The 14,918-nt window shown below is 74.1% G+C and carries 17 protein-coding genes, 1 tRNA gene and 1 pseudogene; 13 read left to right on the forward strand and 6 right to left on the reverse strand.

The annotated features are described in order from the left end of the window. Positions 1 to 24: 24 nt before the first annotated feature. Positions 25 to 183: a hypothetical protein gene (locus ACYVAP_RS07215; RefSeq protein WP_264451051.1), complete on the reverse strand. Its 159-nt coding sequence runs from the start codon at positions 181 to 183 to the stop codon at positions 25 to 27. Between the two features lie 139 nt (positions 184 to 322). Here ACYVAP_RS07215 and ACYVAP_RS07220 point away from each other — a divergent pair, with 139 nt between their 5' ends. From ACYVAP_RS07220 to ACYVAP_RS07235, 4 genes and pseudogenes are all read left to right on the forward strand, one after another. Beyond that, positions 323 to 532 (forward strand): sulfatase-like hydrolase/transferase, encoded by a 210-nt coding sequence (locus tag ACYVAP_RS07220; protein WP_498860138.1) that lies wholly within the window; start codon positions 323 to 325, stop codon positions 530 to 532. Beyond that, positions 529 to 588 (forward strand): annotated as a pseudogene (locus ACYVAP_RS07225) (hypothetical protein); the annotation flags it as partial. The gene ACYVAP_RS07220 and the pseudogene ACYVAP_RS07225, both read left to right, overlap by 4 nt. A 41-nt stretch (positions 589 to 629) precedes the next feature. Further along, positions 630 to 1,772: a sulfatase/phosphatase domain-containing protein gene (locus tag ACYVAP_RS07230; protein ID WP_498860139.1), complete on the forward strand. Its 1,143-nt coding sequence runs from the start codon at positions 630 to 632 to the stop codon at positions 1,770 to 1,772. A gap of 31 nt (positions 1,773 to 1,803) precedes the next feature. Beyond that, complete coding sequence (locus ACYVAP_RS07235; protein ID WP_498860140.1) at positions 1,804 to 2,997, forward strand: AI-2E family transporter; 1,194 nt, start codon at positions 1,804 to 1,806, stop codon at positions 2,995 to 2,997. Here ACYVAP_RS07235 and ACYVAP_RS07240 read toward each other — a convergent pair. Next, entirely contained in the window at positions 2,924 to 4,093 is a 1,170-nt protein-coding gene (locus tag ACYVAP_RS07240; RefSeq protein WP_498860141.1) for a benzoate/H(+) symporter BenE family transporter, read from the reverse strand. The two genes, ACYVAP_RS07235 and ACYVAP_RS07240, sit on opposite strands and share 74 nt — an antisense overlap. A 159-nt stretch (positions 4,094 to 4,252) precedes the next feature. On the opposite strand from ACYVAP_RS07240, the gene ACYVAP_RS07245 reads away from it, so the two are divergent. Next, positions 4,253 to 4,774 carry a Dps family protein gene (locus tag ACYVAP_RS07245; RefSeq protein ID WP_498860142.1) on the forward strand — a complete coding sequence of 174 codons (522 nt, stop codon included), beginning with the start codon at positions 4,253 to 4,255 and terminating at the stop codon, positions 4,772 to 4,774. A gap of 57 nt (positions 4,775 to 4,831) precedes the next feature. Here ACYVAP_RS07245 and ACYVAP_RS07250 read toward each other — a convergent pair whose 3' ends face one another. Then, the gene (locus tag ACYVAP_RS07250) at positions 4,832 to 5,491 is read right to left on the reverse strand and encodes a (deoxy)nucleoside triphosphate pyrophosphohydrolase (protein WP_498860143.1); all 660 of its coding nucleotides are present in this window, start codon (positions 5,489 to 5,491) and stop codon (positions 4,832 to 4,834) included. Between the two features lie 153 nt (positions 5,492 to 5,644). Here ACYVAP_RS07250 and ACYVAP_RS07255 point away from each other — a divergent pair, with 153 nt between their 5' ends. The 8 genes from ACYVAP_RS07255 to ACYVAP_RS07290 all read left to right on the forward strand — a co-directional run bounded on the left by ACYVAP_RS07255 (position 5,645) and on the right by ACYVAP_RS07290 (position 13,082). Continuing rightward, positions 5,645 to 5,959, forward strand: coding sequence for a 4a-hydroxytetrahydrobiopterin dehydratase (locus ACYVAP_RS07255; RefSeq protein ID WP_498860144.1), 315 nt, complete (start codon positions 5,645 to 5,647; stop codon positions 5,957 to 5,959). Beyond that, the gene (locus ACYVAP_RS07260; protein ID WP_498860145.1) at positions 5,956 to 6,201 is read left to right on the forward strand and encodes a hypothetical protein; all 246 of its coding nucleotides are present in this window, start codon (positions 5,956 to 5,958) and stop codon (positions 6,199 to 6,201) included. The genes ACYVAP_RS07255 and ACYVAP_RS07260 overlap by 4 nt, the downstream gene beginning before the upstream one ends. A gap of 160 nt (positions 6,202 to 6,361) precedes the next feature. After that, entirely contained in the window at positions 6,362 to 7,231 is an 870-nt protein-coding gene (locus tag ACYVAP_RS07265; RefSeq protein WP_264451042.1) for a formate/nitrite transporter family protein, read from the forward strand. Beyond that, positions 7,228 to 9,786 (forward strand): nitrite reductase large subunit NirB, encoded by a 2,559-nt coding sequence (gene nirB, locus ACYVAP_RS07270; protein ID WP_498860146.1) that lies wholly within the window; start codon positions 7,228 to 7,230, stop codon positions 9,784 to 9,786. Before ACYVAP_RS07265 ends, nirB begins: the two co-directional genes overlap by 4 nt. Beyond that, positions 9,783 to 10,163 carry a nitrite reductase small subunit NirD gene (gene nirD, locus ACYVAP_RS07275; RefSeq protein ID WP_259359728.1) on the forward strand — a complete coding sequence of 127 codons (381 nt, stop codon included), beginning with the start codon at positions 9,783 to 9,785 and terminating at the stop codon, positions 10,161 to 10,163. Before nirB ends, nirD begins: the two co-directional genes overlap by 4 nt. Continuing rightward, the gene (gene cobA, locus ACYVAP_RS07280) at positions 10,160 to 11,449 is read left to right on the forward strand and encodes a siroheme synthase family protein (protein ID WP_498860147.1); all 1,290 of its coding nucleotides are present in this window, start codon (positions 10,160 to 10,162) and stop codon (positions 11,447 to 11,449) included. Before nirD ends, cobA begins: the two co-directional genes overlap by 4 nt. Next, positions 11,446 to 12,324 (forward strand): uroporphyrinogen-III synthase, encoded by an 879-nt coding sequence (locus tag ACYVAP_RS07285; RefSeq protein ID WP_498860148.1) that lies wholly within the window; start codon positions 11,446 to 11,448, stop codon positions 12,322 to 12,324. Before cobA ends, ACYVAP_RS07285 begins: the two co-directional genes overlap by 4 nt. Continuing rightward, positions 12,321 to 13,082: a sirohydrochlorin chelatase gene (locus ACYVAP_RS07290; protein ID WP_498860149.1), complete on the forward strand. Its 762-nt coding sequence runs from the start codon at positions 12,321 to 12,323 to the stop codon at positions 13,080 to 13,082. Before ACYVAP_RS07285 ends, ACYVAP_RS07290 begins: the two co-directional genes overlap by 4 nt. A gap of 30 nt (positions 13,083 to 13,112) precedes the next feature. Here the strand turns inward: ACYVAP_RS07290 and ACYVAP_RS07295 are convergent, their stop codons facing one another. The 3 genes from ACYVAP_RS07295 to ACYVAP_RS07305 form a co-directional block, all read right to left on the reverse strand. Further along, the gene (locus ACYVAP_RS07295) at positions 13,113 to 14,012 is read right to left on the reverse strand and encodes a hypothetical protein (RefSeq protein WP_498860150.1); all 900 of its coding nucleotides are present in this window, start codon (positions 14,010 to 14,012) and stop codon (positions 13,113 to 13,115) included. 91 nt (positions 14,013 to 14,103) lie between these two features. After that, entirely contained in the window at positions 14,104 to 14,643 is a 540-nt protein-coding gene (locus ACYVAP_RS07300) for an HNH endonuclease (protein WP_264451705.1), read from the reverse strand. A gap of 136 nt (positions 14,644 to 14,779) precedes the next feature. Continuing rightward, positions 14,780 to 14,863: transfer RNA gene (locus tag ACYVAP_RS07305), tRNA-OTHER, on the reverse strand. Between the last annotated feature and the right edge of the window lie 55 nt (positions 14,864 to 14,918).

Raw genomic sequence — 14,918 nt, forward strand, 5'->3', positions numbered from 1 at the left:
AGAAGGCTCGTGGAGGGCGGAGGCTCAGCCGCGGGCGGGGCGCCAGCCGGCGCAGGGCGGCGGTGCCGGGGTGATGCCCCGGCGCCGCCGGCGGAGCCGGTGCGGCGTCGCCTGGGAGGGAGGCGTGCCGCTGCCCCGATCGCCGGTCGAATCGGGGGTGGGCTCGTCCTGCTGAGAAGTCATGGGACGATTCTCTATCCTTGCCCGGACAATCGACTCCCGTGTGATCACACCGTGATGAAGGGGCCCAGCCGGGCGGTCTGGGAGGGCCTCCGCGGCCGTGTCGCTGTGACCGCGGGCACGGTCGGGGGAGGATGGGGCGATGCCCCGGCCCAACATCCTCCTCGTCCTCTCCGACGACCACGCCGCCCACTCGATCTCCGCCTACGGCAGCCGTGTGAACAGCACGCCCCACATCGACCGGCTCGCCGCGGAGGGCGCGCTGATGGAGGCTTGGAGGCGGCCTGCTGCACGAACTCGATCTGCACTCCCTCGCGGGCCTCGATCCTCACCGGCACCTACAGCCATGTGAACCGGGCCTGCTCGATCCACTCCCAGTTCGACCACCGGGTGGGGACCTTCCCCGAGGCGCTCCACGACGCGGGCTACCAGACGGCCGTCCACGGCAAGTGGCACCTGGGGACCTCCGAGGTATCGCTGCCCCGCGGCATGGACGACTGGTCGATCTTCCCGGACCAGGGCGCCTACGTCGATCCCGTGATGATCGACCCCGCGGGGGAGGAGACGGTCCCGGGCTACGCGACGGACAGGTCACCTCCCGCAGCATCGACTTCCTGGACCGTCGCGATCCCGAGCAGCCCTTCTGCCTCCTCGTCCACCACAAGGCGCCCCACCGCCCCTGGATCCCGCACCCCCGCTACGAGGGGCGCTACACGGAGGGCACGATCCCCGAGCCGGAGACCATCGCCGACGACCACGCCGGTCGCAGCGCGTCGGTGCGGCGCGTCGCGATGCGCCTGGACGACCTCACCCTCACCGACGTGAAGGAGCCGGTGCCGCCGGAGCTCGAGGGGGAGGAGCACCTCGCCGAGCGCTCCTCCTGGAAGTACCAGCGGTACATGCGCGACTACCTCCGCTGCGTGCAGGCGGTCGACGACTCCGTGGGCGAGCTCCTGGACTACCTCGACGAGCACGACCTCGCCGAGAGCACCCTGGTCATCTACACCTCCGACCAGGGGTTCTTCCTCGGCGACCACGGCTGGTTCGACAAGCGGCTCATGTTCGACGAGTCACTGACGATGCCCGTCGTCGTCCGCTGGCCTGAGGCGATCGGCGCCGGGACGCGCGTCGGCGAGATGGTCACCAACGTCGACATGGCCGCGACGCTGCTCGAGGCGGCCGGCATCGGATCCTCCGCGCTCCCGGCGCAGCAGGGACGCAGCTTCCTGCCGCTGCTGCGGGGCGAGCGCGTCGAGGACTGGCCGGAGGCCGTCTACTACCGCTACTGGGAGCACGACGACCCCGGGCACCACGCCCCCGCCCACTACGGGGTGCGCACCCGCTCCCACACGTACGTCCACTGCTACAACGACGGGCTCGGCACCCCCGGCTCGAGCGGCGCCGTCATGCCCGAGGAGATCGAGCTCTACGACAACATCGCGGACCCGCAGCAGCTGACCGACATCGCCGACGATCCCGCCGCGGCAGGGATCCGCGAGGAGCTCGCGGCGCTGCTCGCCCGGCTCCAGGAGGAGCTCGGCGACGCCCCCTACGAGGGCCCGGACACCCCGCGCCTGGAGTGGCCCCGCTGACCTGCCCGCGCGAGGGCTCTACGATCGCCGCATGAGCACCCCCGTCCTCCCGCGCGGCATCCTCCTGCTGATCGGCCTCGCCGCGGCCTGGCTGGTCCTCGCGGGGCTCCAGGAGCTGGCCTCCCTCGTCGTGCCGGTCTTCCTCGCGCTGAACCTCATGATCGCGGCGCACCCGCTCGCGGCGGTGATCGAGCGGGCCGGGGCGCCGCGGGTGCTGGGGTCGATCGCCGCGATGCTCGCGGTGCTGCTCGCCCTCGCCGCGTTCTTCCTCTCGATCGCCTGGGCGGTGCGCACCCTCGTGCTCGAGCTGCCCGGCTACTCGGACTCCTTCGACGCCCTCCTGCAGAGCTCGCTCGACGCGCTCGCCGGGGTGGGCGTGAGCCAGGACCAGATCAGCACCTGGCTCGCGCAGTTCAACTTCTCGAGCCTGTTCGGCCTGCTCAACCAGGCACTGTCCTCGGTGAGCGCGATCGGCGCCCTCGTCGCCGCGGCCGTCGCGACGATCATCTTCTTCGGCATGGACGCCGCCGGTCTGCCGGAGCGGATGGCGGTCGTCGAGCGCACGCACCCGCGCTTCGCCCACGCCCTCGTCGACTTCTCCCGGGCCGTGCGCACCTACTGGATCGTGACGACAGTGTTCGGCGTCGTCGTCGCCGTGATCGACGGGCTCGCCCTGTGGGCGCTCGGGGTGCCGCTGCCCGCGGTGTGGGCGGTGCTGCTGTTCGTGTGCAACTACATCCCCAACATCGGCTTCCTCATCGCGATGGTGCCGCCCACGCTCATGGCGCTGCTCGCGCAGGGCCCGTGGACGGCGGTGCTCGTGGTCGCCGTGTGCGTCGTCGTCGCGATGCTCCTGCAGGGCCTCGTGCAGCCGCGCGTCACGGGCCGCGCGGTGGGGCTCGCACCGAGCATCTCGTTCCTCTCGGTGCTGTTCTGGTCCTGGGTCCTCGGGGCCGCCGGGGCGCTGCTCTCGGTGCCGATGACCCTGCTCGTGAAGGAGCTGTTCCTCGACGCGGACCCATCGGCCCGCTGGCTGAACGCCTTCGTCGCGGACACGCCCCGTGCGGCGGTCGAGTCGCCGAGCGAGCGGATCGGGGAACGGGCCGACGAGCCCGCCGACGGCACGGCCGCCGGCTCCGCCGGGGAGCGCGTCAGCGACGCGGGCGCGCCCGCAGCAGCGAGCGCACCACCAGCCCCGCCAGCAGCGCCCAGAACGCCGCGCTGATCCCGCCGACCGCGATGCCGGAGGCGGCGACGAGCAGGGTGATCCCCGCGGGCAGCTGCTCCTCCTCGCGCGCGAGCGCCCCCTTCACCGCGGCGACGAAGGTGCCCAGCAGTGCGAGTCCCGCGACGGCGGGGACGATGCCCTCCGGGGCGAGGGCCACGAGCTGCGCGGCCGACGAGGCGAGCACGCCGAGGACGACCATGGCGATCCCCGAGGTGAGGCTCGCGATCCAGCGGCGCGAGCGGTCCTCCCCGGCCTCGGGCCCGGCCGCGAGGGCCGCGCTGATCGCGGCGAGGTTGATGCCGTGCCCGCCGAGCGGCGCCCCGAGCAGGGAGCCCGCGCCGGTCACGAGCATGGCGGGCCGCCACGGGACCTCGTAGCCGAGGCTGCGCAGCACCGCGACGCCCGGCACGTTCTGCGAGGCCATGGTGACCAGGTACAGCGGCAGCGCGATGCCGATCACGGCGCCCGGGGTGAGCCGCGGCGCGGTGAGCTCGAGATGACCGGCGAGGGCGCCGGCCGGCAGGGATCCGCCCGTCGACACGAGATGCACCACGATGACGACGGCCGCAGCGGCAAAGGCGAGCGGGGAGGCCCAGCGGGGCGCGAGCCGCAGCGCGAGCAGCCACACGATCACGACGGGCGCGACCTCGAGCGGGTTCGCCGCGACGCCCAGCACCGGCTCGAGGCACAGCTGGAGGAGCACCCCGGCGAGCATCGCCTGCGCGAGCGCCGGCGGGATCCGCGCCATGAGGTCCGCGAGGGCGGGCACCAGCCCGGTGAGCACGATGAGCACGGCGACGAGCGCGAAGGCGCCCACCGCGGCGGGCCAGCCGCCCTCGACGGTGCCCGTCGCGGCGAGCAGCGCGGCGCCGGGGGTGGACCAGGCGACCGTGATCGGCAGCCGTGTCATGACGGAGAGCACGATCGAGCCGAGACCCATGAGCACGCTCACCGCGGTGAGCCCGCTCGCGGCCTGCGCGGGGCTCGCGCCGACGGCTTCGAGACCGGTGAGGACGACGACGAAGGAGCTCGTGAAGGCGACGAGGGCGGAGATCGCTCCGGCGCTGAGCGGGGCGGCGTGACCGGAGGGCATGGGCGTGACGATAGCGGGGCGGCGGGCGCGGGGCGGGGCGCGTCCGGGCAGGTGACGGTCCTGTGACCCGGACTCCGCCGAGGTGGGGACAATCCGCGAGGATCGGAGTACCGTCGACGGGGTCAGGCATTACGCTCCACCGACGGAAGGATCGTCATGATGGCCACCAGCTCATCCTCGAAGGCGTCAGTGAAGACCACCCCCACCGAGAACGCCGAGAGCGGGTTCCTCGCGGACGACGCGCTCGCCAAGAACCTCCAGGCGGTCCTCGTGGACCTCATCGCCCTGCACCTCGTGGGCAAGCAGGCGCACTGGAACATCGTCGGCCCCAACTTCCGGGACCTGCACCTGAACCTCGACGAGGTCGTCGCGATCGCCCGCGACAGCTCCGACGACGTCGCCGAGCGCATGCGCGCCCTCCATGCCACGCCCGACGGCCGCCCCGACGTGGTCGCCGAGCAGACCTCGCTCGCCGACTTCCCGGCCGGGGAGGTGCTCACCCATGACGCGATCGACCTCATCACCGCCGCCGTCGAGCAGACCGTGCGCACGATGCGCACGGTGCACGACGAGGTCGACGAGGCGGATCCGACGAGCGCGGACATCCTCCACGGCGTCATCGAGAAGCTCGAGCAGCAGGCCTGGTTCCTCTCCGCGGAGACCCGGAAGCCCGCGAGCTGACTCCTCCGTGACCGGACACCGGCCGTTCGCCGGGCCGACCGCGGTGTGCCGCGGCGATCAGAAGCGGGGGAGCGCACCCGCGACGAGCAGATCCACGATCGGCTGATCCGCCTCGGGCCAGTCCCGCTCCGCGAGCGCGTCACGATCCAGCCATGCGAGCTCGTCGTGATCGGTGGAGCTCGCGGGGCGGTCGCCGAGCACTCGCGCCCAGTAGCAGTCCAGGTGCAGCTCGCGCCCGCCCGCGCCCGTGGTGCCGCGGCCGATCAGCCACCCCACCCGGGTCTCGACGCCGAGCTCCTCGCGCAGCTCCCTCCGCAGCGCCTCCTGCGGGGACTCGCCCGGCTCGATCTTGCCGCCCGGGAACTCCCAGCGCCCGGCCTCGCGCAGGCCGGCGCGCCGCCGCGCCGCGAGGACCCGTTGCTGCGCGTCCACGAGCACCGCGCCCACCACGCGCAGCGGCGCCGCCGGTTCCTCCTCGGCGTCCTCGGGATCGAACTCCTCCTGCTCCGCGTGGCCGTGGTCGTGCTCCCACCAGGTCCAGCCGCAGGAGGTGCACTCACGATCGGGGCCGAGCCCGACGCAGCCGTCCCAGCGCAACCAGTGCGGGGAGGACTCCATGACGCCGGCGAGCGGGAGGCCGATCACGTGCAGCAGCACCTCGGGGCTCTCGCAGCGGGGGCAGGTGCCGCGGTGCCAGGCAGGATCGGTCGCGCTCATGGGGACAGTCTCGCGCAGGGGTGGGACACCCGGCGGGCGCCGCCGATCGGGGCTCCGCGCCCGGCTCCCGCAGCGGCCGCACGCGCTCGCGGACCGCGAGCACCGAGACGCCTGCCCGAGGCACCGGGAGCCGAACTGCGGCACGATGGCCCCATGGCTGACGCAGAACAGACCCTCACCTCCACCGAGATCGCCGCGTCCCTCCCCGACGGCTGGACGCAGAGCGGCGAGAGCATCACCGCCGGCTACGACACCGGGGACTTCGCCACCGGCCTCGACCTCGTGAACCGCATCGGCGCGGCCGCGGAGGCCGCGGGGCACCACCCCGACCTCACCCTCACCTATCCCTCCGTGACCGTGACGCTCACGAGCCACGACGTCGGCGGGGTGACTCGGCGCGACCTCGACCTCGCGGAGATCGTCGCCCAGCACGCCGCGACGCTCGGGGTCTCCCCGGCCCACGGGTGAGCGGCGCCTTCCCGACGGACGCCGCCGTGGTGGTCCGGGACGCGGGCGCCGACCCCGAGCCCGGCTTCGACCCCGTCGAGGTCGGCAACCTCGGCACCTTCACCCGCTTGCCGACGATCGACGAGGCCGGGCTGACCTTCGCCGATGCCTGCGCCCGCACCGACAGCGCCCCGCTCACGGTGCTCCGCGACCGGGACCTCGCCCCCGAAGGGGAGCAGGGCCACCTCCGCGAGACCTGCTGAGCGCGGCGCCGCGCGGCATCCAGGACTGAGACCCCAGATCACGAGAAGGTCACGGCGCCCTCCCGGGCTTCGTGTCCCCGGGACCAGAGCCCACGATGGCCGCACCCCGTTGCAGGCGCACGGGACATGTGAACACTCCCCTTCTCGCTGAGGAGCTGCCATGTCCTCCCTCTCGCCCGCCGAGCTCGTCGACCGCCTCGCCGCCGTCGGAGCCTCCAAGGTCTCCTACACCCGCACGCAGACCCTGGTGCGCTCCTACATGGGGGCCGCGATCCTCACCCTGGGCGCCGCCTTCGCCGTCACGGTCTCCACCCAGACCGGTCAGCCGCTGCTGGGCGCGCTGCTCTTCCCCGTCGGCTTCATCCTCCTGTACCTGCTCGGGTACGACCTGCTCACGGGGGTGTTCACGCTCCTCCCGCTCGCGATGATGATGCGGCGCAAGGAGGTCACCTGGGGCGCGATGCTCCGCACCTGGGGCCTCGTGTTCCTCGGCAACCTCGGCGGGGCGATCACCGTCGCCGTGCTCATGGCGATCTACTTCACCTACGGCTTCTCCGCACCGCCGAGCCCCGTGGGCGAGGCGATCGGCGAGATCGGCCACGGTCGCACCGTCGGCTACGCCGACCACGGCGCCGCCGGCATGCTGACCCTGTTCGTGCGCGGCGTGCTGTGCAACTGGATGGTCTCCACCGGCGTCGTCGTCGCCTTCCTCAGCAAGGACCTCCTGGGCCGGATCATCGCGATGTGGATGCCGATCATGCTCTTCTTCTACATGGGCTTCGAGCACTCGATCGTCAACATGTTCCTGTTCCCCTCGGGCCTGCTCCTCGGCGCCGACTTCACCCTCACCGACTACCTCGTGTGGAACGAGATCCCGACGGTGCTCGGCAACCTCGTGGGCGGCGTGACCTTCGTGGCCGTGCCCCTGTACCTCGCCCACGGCCGCCGCTCGGCCGCGAAGGCGGCGGAGGCCGCCCCCGGCAGCGTGGCCCTCGCCCCGCAGCCCGAGCTCGCGGGTGCCGCCCGATGAGCGCCCGCATCGTCGTCATCGGCGCCGGCATGGTCGCGCACCGCTTCGTCGACTCCCTCGTCACCCGCGCGGAGGAGAAGCTCGAGGTGACCGTCCTCGGCGACGAGTCCCGCCACCCCTACGACCGCGTCGGGCTCACCCGCTTCTTCGACGGCGCCACGGCGGAGGACCTCACCCTCCCCGCGACGATCTTCGAGGACCCGCGCATCACCCTCCACAGCGGGGACGCCGCGACCTCGATCGACCGCGCGGCCCGCACGGTCACCACGGCCGCCGGCACGGTCCACCCCTACGACCGTCTGGTCCTCGCCACGGGCTCCTACGCGGCGAGGCCGCCGGTCGAGGGAGCCGAGCTCGACGGCTGCTTCGTCTACCGCACCCTGGAAGATGTGGAGGGCCTGCGCGCCCACGTCGCACGGCGCTCCGCGGCGCTCGGGCGCCCGGCGCGCGGCGTCGTCATCGGCGGCGGGCTGCTGGGCCTCGAGGCCGCCGGCGCGCTGCAGGGCATGGACGCCGAGGCGACCGTCGTGCAGTCCGGCGACCGGCTGATGTCCGCGCAGCTGGACCTGCCTGCCGGCGGCGTCCTCCAGCGGCTCATCGAGCAGCGCGGCATCGCCGTGCGCACCCGCTCGCGCACCTCCGCGGTGCTCGCGGGGGAGGACGGCGAGGTGCGCGCGGTCGCCTTCGCGGACGGCTCCGAGGTGGAGGCCGACGTCGTCGTCCTCACCGTCGGCGTCCGCCCCCGCGACGAGCTCGCCCGCGCCGCCGGGCTGGACTGCCACGAGCGCGGCGGCGTCACCATCGACGCCGGCTGCGTGACCTCGGATCCCGCGGTCCTCGCGATCGGCGAGGTCGCCTCCTACGACGGGCAGTGCGTGGGCCTCGTCGCCCCCGGCTACGCGATGGCGGAGGTCGCCTGCGACCGCATCCTCGGCGGCGAGGCGACCTTCGGCGGCTACGACCTCTCCGCGAAGCTCAAGCTCTCCGGCGTGGAGGTCGCGAGCTTCGGCGACGCCTTCGCGACGACCCCCGGCGCCCTCGACGTCGTCTACACCGACCCCGTGGGCGGCGTGCACAAGAAGCTCGTGCTCTCCGACGACGCGAAGACCCTGCTGGGCGGCATGCTCGTGGGCGACGCCTCCGCCTACGGCGCGTTGCGCCCGCTCGTGGGCAGCGCGCTCGGCGCCGACCCCGCCGCCTATCTCCTGCCCGCCGACGCCGCCGCCCCCACGGCCGAGCTGCCCGACGAGGCCGTGGTCTGCTCGTGCTCCTCGGTGACCGCCGGGACGATCCGCGACGCCGTCCGCGTGGACGGCTGCACCGATCCCGCGGAGGTCACCGCCTGCACGAAGGCCGGCGCCACGTGCGGCTCGTGCCTGGTCATGGTGAAGAGCCTCGTCGGCACCGAGCTCACCCGCATGGGCCGCACGGTCTCCACGGCCCTGTGCGAGCACTTCGAGCTCTCCCGCCGCCAGCTCTTCGACGCCGTCCGCGTCTCGGAGCTGACCACCTTCAGCGCCGTCATCGAGCGGTTCGGCCGGGGTCGCGGCTGCGACATCTGCAAGCCGGTCCTCGCGAGCATCCTCGCGGTCCTCACCCCGAGCCACGTGCTCGACGGCGAGAACGCGACCCTCCAGGACACCAACGACCACGTCATGGCGAACATGCAGAAGGACGGCACCTACTCGGTGGTCCCGCGGATGCCCGGCGGCGAGGTCACCCCGGAGGGGCTCATCGTCGTCGGCGAGGTCGCCCGGGACTTCGGCCTGTACACGAAGATCACCGGCGGTCAGCGGGTGGACATGTTCGGCGCCCGGCTCGAGGAGCTGCCGCTGATCTGGCAGCGGCTCGTCGATGCCGGCTTCGAGTCCGGCCACGCCTACGGCAAGTCCCTGCGCACCGTGAAGTCCTGCGTGGGCTCCGCCTGGTGCCGCTACGGCGTGCTCGACTCCACCGGCATGGCCGTCCGGCTCGAGCTGCGGTACCGGGGCCTGCGGGCGCCGCACAAGTTCAAGCTCGGCGTCTCCGGCTGCGCGCGCGAATGCGCCGAGGCACGCGGCAAGGACGCGGGCATCATCGCGACCGCCCAGGGCTGGAACCTGTACGTGGGCGGCAACGGCGGCGCGACCCCACGCCACGCCGAGCTGCTCGCCGAGGGACTGGACGACGACACCCTCATCCGCACCCTGGACCGGTACTTCATGTACTACATCCGCACCGCGGACAAGCTCCAGCGCACCGCCCCCTGGCTCGAGGCCCTCGACGGCGGCATCGACGGCCTCCGCGAGGTCGTCATGGAGGACTCGCTCGGCATCTGCGCGGATCTCGACGCGGCGATGGACCGCCACGTCGAGCACTACGAGGACGAGTGGGCGGCGACCCTCGCCGACCCCGCGAAGCTCGCCCGCTTCTCCTCCTTCGTGAACGCCCCGACCACCCCCGACCCGTCCCTGGCCTACGTCCCCGAGCGCGGCCAGGTGCGCCCCGCACGTCCCGATGAACGACGATCCGGCGAGGTCCTCATCGCCGGCACTACCCTGGAGGTACGACGATGAGCACGCAGACCCTCTCCCCGGCCACCCGCTCGAGCACCGAGTGGACGCGCGTGTGCGCGCTCGGCGACCTCGAGGTGGAGCGCGGCCGCGCCGCCCTCGTGGACGGCGACCAGGTGGCCCTGTTCCTCCTGCCCGACGGCAGCCTCCACGCCCTCGACAACCACGATCCCTACAGCGGGGCGAACGTCATCTCCCGCGGGATCGTCGGCACCCGGGGCAGCCGGGCCACCGTCGCCTCGCCCATGTACAAGCAGGTCTTCGACCTCCGCTCGGGCACCTGCGTGGACCCCCGCGGCAAGGAGCACCTGCGCCTGCACGTGTGGCCGATCGAGGACCGCGGCGGCGAGGTCTACCTGCTGCGGGGCGGCGCGCGATGACCCTGCTGCTCGGTGTCGCCCTCGAGGGGCGCGCGGTGCTCCTCGTGGGCGGGGGAGAGGTCGCGGCGCGCCGCGCCCGACGGCTCCTCGACGAGGGCGCCCGGGTGCGGGTCGTCGCCCCGCGGCTCGACCCGGTGCTCGCCGACCTCGCCGCGCGCGGCCGGATCACGTGGACCCCGCGCACCTACCGGCGCCGTGACCTGCGCGGCGCCTGGCTCGTGCACGCGGCGACCGGCCGCCCCGCCGTGGACCGTCAGGTCGCCGCCGACTGCGAGCGACGCCGCCTCCTCTGCACGAACGCCTCCCAGGCGGGACACGGCACCGCGCGACTCGCCGCGCAGACCACCGCCGGGGACGTGGCCGTCGGCGTCGTCTCCGCCGTCGGCGCCGACCCCCGCCGCTCGATGGCCGTGCGCGACGGGATCTCCCTGCTCCTCGCGGAGGGCGCGCTGCCCCTGCAGCCCCGCCGGCCCGCCGCGAGCGGGAGCGTCGCCCTCGTGGGCGGGGGCCCCGGCCCGCTCGACCTCCTGACCGTCCGCGCCCGACGCCTGCTCGCCGAGGCCGACGTCGTCGTCGCGGACCGGCTCGGCCCGGGCGAGGCCGTCGCGGAGATCCTCGGCGCCCGCACCCGGATCATCCCGGTGGGCAAGCATCCCGGTCACCACCCCGTGCCGCAGGCGGAGATCAACCGGATCCTCGTCGAGGAGGCGAGCGCGGGACACCGCGTGGTGCGCCTCAAGGGCGGGGACCCGTTCGTGCTGGGCCGCGGCGGGGAGGAGTACACCGCCTGCCTCGCCGCCGGGATCGCGGTCGACGTGGTGCCCGGGATCACGAGCGCGATCGCCGTCCCCCAGGCCGCCGGCATCCCCGTCACCCAGCGCGGCACCGCGACCGCCCTGCACGTGGTGAGCGGGCACGACGCCCTGGGCCCGCTCGGCGCGAGCCCGGCGACCCTCGCCGCCCTCGCCGACCCCGCCGTCACGACGATCGTGCTCATGGGCGTCGCCGCGCTGCCCGGTCTCGTCGGAGCGGCCCTCGAGCACGGGGTGCCCGCCGCACGGCCCGTCGCCGTCGTCGAGAACGGTCACACCCCGCAGCAGCGCACCACCCGCACCACCCTCGGCGAGGCGGAGCGCGCCGTGCGCGAGGCCGGGGTGCGCAGCCCGGCCGTCGTCGTCATCGGCGAGGTGGCCCGCGAGGGCCTGCTGCTGCCCGTCCCCCTCACCGCCCCCGCCGCCGGCACGGCGACGCCGGGCCCGACCACCCCCAGGGAGCTCATCACGTGACCACCGCCCCCGCCATGCTCTCGACGACCCTCCGCGGCCGTCGCATCGTGCTCGCCCTGGACCGGCGGGCCGAGGACCTCGCCGCCGCCCTCGAGCGGCACGGCGCCGAGATCCACCACGCCCCGGCGCTGAGCATGATCCCGCACGTCGACGATCCGCAGCTGCTCGCCACGACCCGTGAGCTGCTCGCCGATCCGCCGTCGATGCTCGTGGTGACGACGGGGGTGGGCCTGCGGGGCTGGTTCGAGGCGGCGGAGTCCGCGGACGTCGACGAGCGGCTGCGGGAGGCCCTCGCCGGGGCGAGCGTCATCGCGCGCGGGCCCAAGGCGCGCGGTGCCGCCCAGCAGGCCGGGCTCGCCGTCGACTGGGTCGCGGAGAACGGCACCTCCGCCGAGATCGCCGAGCACCTGTCCACCCTCGACCTGCAGGGCGTGCGGGTCGCCGTCCAGCACCACGGCTCCGGGGCCGACGGCCTCGACGAGCACCTCGCCGCGCTCGGCGCCGAGGTCGTGAACCTCACCGTCTACCGCTGGGGACCGCCGCGCGACCCCGCCGCCGTGCACCGCTCCGTGCTCGAGGCGAGCCGCGGCGAGGTCGACGCCGTGCTCTTCACCGCCGCCCCCGGCACCGAGAACTGGCTGCAGGCCGCGGAGGCCGCCGGCGTCATGCCCGGCATCACGGAGCACGCGGAGGCCGGTGACCTGCTGTTCGCCGCCGTCGGCCCGCTCACCGCCGGGCCGCTCGTGGATCGCGGCCTGCCCGCCCTGCTCCCCGAGCGCAGCCGCATGGGGGCGCTCGTGCGCGCCGTCGTCCAGCACTACACGCCCGACGCCCGCGCCGACCCCGCCGGTCCCCGAGGAGGGAACCCGTCATGAGCATCGTCATCGCCTGCTCCCACGGCACGCGCTTCGCCGAGGGCCGCGCCGAGATCGCCCGCGTGCGCGAGGCCCTCGCCGCCGCGCTCCCCGGGGACACGGTCCTCGAGGCCTTCGTCGACGTCGAGCAGCCCGAGGTCGCCGACGTCGTCGCCCGCGCCGTCGGCACCGCACGCGAGTCCGCCCCGGCATCCGAGGACGACACCGCCCGCAGCGTCGAGGTGGTCGTCGTGCCCCTGCTGCTCTCCACCGGGTTCCACACCGGCGTCGACATCGCGGGATCTGTCGAGCCGTGGCCCGAGGCCGTCGCCGCCGCCCCCATCGGGCCGCACCCGCGGCTCGTCCTCGCCCTCCGCGACCGCATCGCGGACCTCCCCGGGAACGACGCCGGGCACCGCCCCGGCGACCACGTGGTCCTCGCGGCCGCCGGCTCCTCGGACCCCGCCGCCGCCGTGGCCGTCCGCCAGATGCGGGACCTGCTCGCCCGCTGGCTGCCCTGCCCGGTGACCATCGGCTACGGGGCCGGCGCCGCGCCGTCGATCCCGGACGCGGTGGACTGCGCACGCTCCTCCGGTGCGCGTCGCGTCATCGCCGTGAGCTACGTGCTCGCCCCGGGGCACTTCGCGAACCTCGTCACCGCCGCCGGCGCGGATCTCACGACGGCGCCGCTGGGCGCGCACCCGGCCGTCGTCGACGTGCTCGTCGAGCGGCGCCGCGCCGCCGCCTCCATCGCGGCGGGGCCGCTCGCGACCGTCTGACCGTCGCGGTCCCGCCCGGGCTCGACCGGGTCAGACCCCCGCGAAGGACATCACCGCCACGGCGGTCTCCTCCGGAGCGCCCTGGTTCAGGGAGCGCTGCACCGTCCAGGGATCGCCCTCCGCGAAGGTGGTCGCGATGTCCTCGTCCGTGAGCAGCTCCGACCCGTCGTCGCAGCGGTACCAGCTGAACCGGCCGTTCCAATGCGTGTCGTGGTCGTGGGCGACCGTCGCGCAGAGGGCCCCGTCCTCGAGCTCGACGGTCATCGGGATCGGCTCCCCCTCGGACCCGAGCCCCGCGTCCAGGGCCTCGCGAGCGGTGGGGGAGTCGAAGCGCATGGCCGTGCGCTCGAGCGGGTCCGTGATGCACACCGTCGTGTCGCCGTCCTCGATCATGCAGGCGAGGAGGCTGTCCGCGGTCGCCCCGCAGGTGAACACGTCCTCCTGCTCGGAGTACGGCGAGACCGTCGGGCCGCCGAAGGAGCACGGGTCGTCCTCGCGCTCCTCGATCGTCCAGGAGTCGTCCACCCAGAGCGTCGTGAGCTCGGTGGAGCCGGAAGCGGGGGCGTCGCCCGGCGCGGGCGAGGTGTCCTCCTCCGCCGTGCCGTCCTCGCCGCCGTCCTCGGGCTCGGTCGGATCCCCGGTCTCGGCGTCGTCCCCGGCGCGGGTGGCCTCGATCGACATGGGGGAGGTGCTCTCCGTGGGGGCCTCGGAGGTCGACTCCGACGTGGGGCTCGCGGAGTCCTCCCCGGTGGCCTCCTCCGTGGGCGTCGCGGACTCCTCGGCGCCGCTCGTCGAGGCGGAGGGCTGCTCCTCCGCCGCACCGCCGCACGCGGTGACACCCAGCAGGAGCAGCGGCAGCGCCGCGAGCAGCGTGAGGAGACGGCGACGGAGGAGTGCGGCGCGCACGGACGGGGCGGATGAGCGGGGCACGGGACGGCTCCTCGTCGTCGATCGGACCTGGGGCGACCCATTCCACCGATCGTGGGCGACGAGCACAAGCCCCGCGGGCTCGGGCGGCGGATCAGCCGGCGATGCGGTCCGTGTCCACGATGATCAGCTCCATGTGCCCGCCCGCGGTGCGGTAGGCGCGGGAGGGGTCGTAGGGATCGAAGCGCAGCGCCATCCCCGCCTCCTCGGGAGTCCGGTCCGCCTTGCGGTTGTTGCACTCCTTGCAGGCGCACACGAGGTTCAGCCAGGAGGACTCGCCGCCGCGGGAGCTGGGCAGCACATGGTCCACGGTCGCGAGCAGGGCGTCGCACGCGGGCGTGCGGGAGACGCTGCGGCCGCAGTAGGCGCAGCTCCAGTGATCGCGCTCGTGCACGGCCCGGTAGGAGAAGCCGATCGAGCGCTGGCCGATGCCCTCCACCCAGGCGCCGCTGAGCTCACGTGTCAGGGCGAGCACCGTCGGCACGATGCGGTCCTCGACGATCGCGAGCTCGACGGGCTCCGCGACGCCGCGCCGGATCATGCCGAAGGCATGGCGCACGCTCGTGGTATGGAGCATCTCGCCGATGCCGGTGAAGGGGTCGTACCCCTTGTTGAAGACTCTGACCTGGCCCATCACCGACCACCTCCACGGAGCACGAGTCGCCGCCCCGGCATCGGGGCCGGAGCGAACGACTCGTCGTTCAGCACTCTCCGCATCGCCGCGCGCAGGCGCGGGAGCGGCTCTGGATGTCCCGGTGCCAGGGGACCCGTGGGAGGGGCGGGGATCGAACCCGCGAAGGGCGCTCTCGCCGTGAGGCAGGGAGCGGTGCGACGTGCCATGTCGCTGCCCTCCCTTCGCCGCGGTGCTCAGACCGCGGGCATCGGCAGGAGGAGCGTGCCGGCCGACGC

The sequence above is a fragment of the Brachybacterium horti genome (genome assembly GCF_054777615.1).

Coding starts and splice junctions, on each gene's coding strand:
- ACYVAP_RS07245 (WP_498860142.1), top strand. CDS start 4,253: ATGGCCACCAGCTCATCCTCGAAGGCGTCAGTGAAGACCACCCCCACC.
- ACYVAP_RS07255 (WP_498860144.1), top strand. CDS start 5,645: ATGGCTGACGCAGAACAGACCCTCACCTCCACCGAGATCGCCGCGTCC.
- ACYVAP_RS07265 (WP_264451042.1), top strand. CDS start 6,362: ATGTCCTCCCTCTCGCCCGCCGAGCTCGTCGACCGCCTCGCCGCCGTC.
- nirB (WP_498860146.1), top strand. CDS start 7,228: ATGAGCGCCCGCATCGTCGTCATCGGCGCCGGCATGGTCGCGCACCGC.
- ACYVAP_RS07235 (WP_498860140.1), top strand. CDS start 1,804: ATGAGCACCCCCGTCCTCCCGCGCGGCATCCTCCTGCTGATCGGCCTC.
- ACYVAP_RS07250 (WP_498860143.1), bottom strand. CDS start 5,491: ATGAGCGCGACCGATCCTGCCTGGCACCGCGGCACCTGCCCCCGCTGC.
- ACYVAP_RS07220 (WP_498860138.1), top strand. CDS start 323: ATGCCCCGGCCCAACATCCTCCTCGTCCTCTCCGACGACCACGCCGCC.
- ACYVAP_RS07290 (WP_498860149.1), top strand. CDS start 12,321: ATGAGCATCGTCATCGCCTGCTCCCACGGCACGCGCTTCGCCGAGGGC.
- nirD (WP_259359728.1), top strand. CDS start 9,783: ATGAGCACGCAGACCCTCTCCCCGGCCACCCGCTCGAGCACCGAGTGG.
- cobA (WP_498860147.1), top strand. CDS start 10,160: ATGACCCTGCTGCTCGGTGTCGCCCTCGAGGGGCGCGCGGTGCTCCTC.
- ACYVAP_RS07215 (WP_264451051.1), bottom strand. CDS start 183: ATGACTTCTCAGCAGGACGAGCCCACCCCCGATTCGACCGGCGATCGG.
- ACYVAP_RS07240 (WP_498860141.1), bottom strand. CDS start 4,093: ATGCCCTCCGGTCACGCCGCCCCGCTCAGCGCCGGAGCGATCTCCGCC.
- ACYVAP_RS07300 (WP_264451705.1), bottom strand. CDS start 14,643: ATGGGCCAGGTCAGAGTCTTCAACAAGGGGTACGACCCCTTCACCGGC.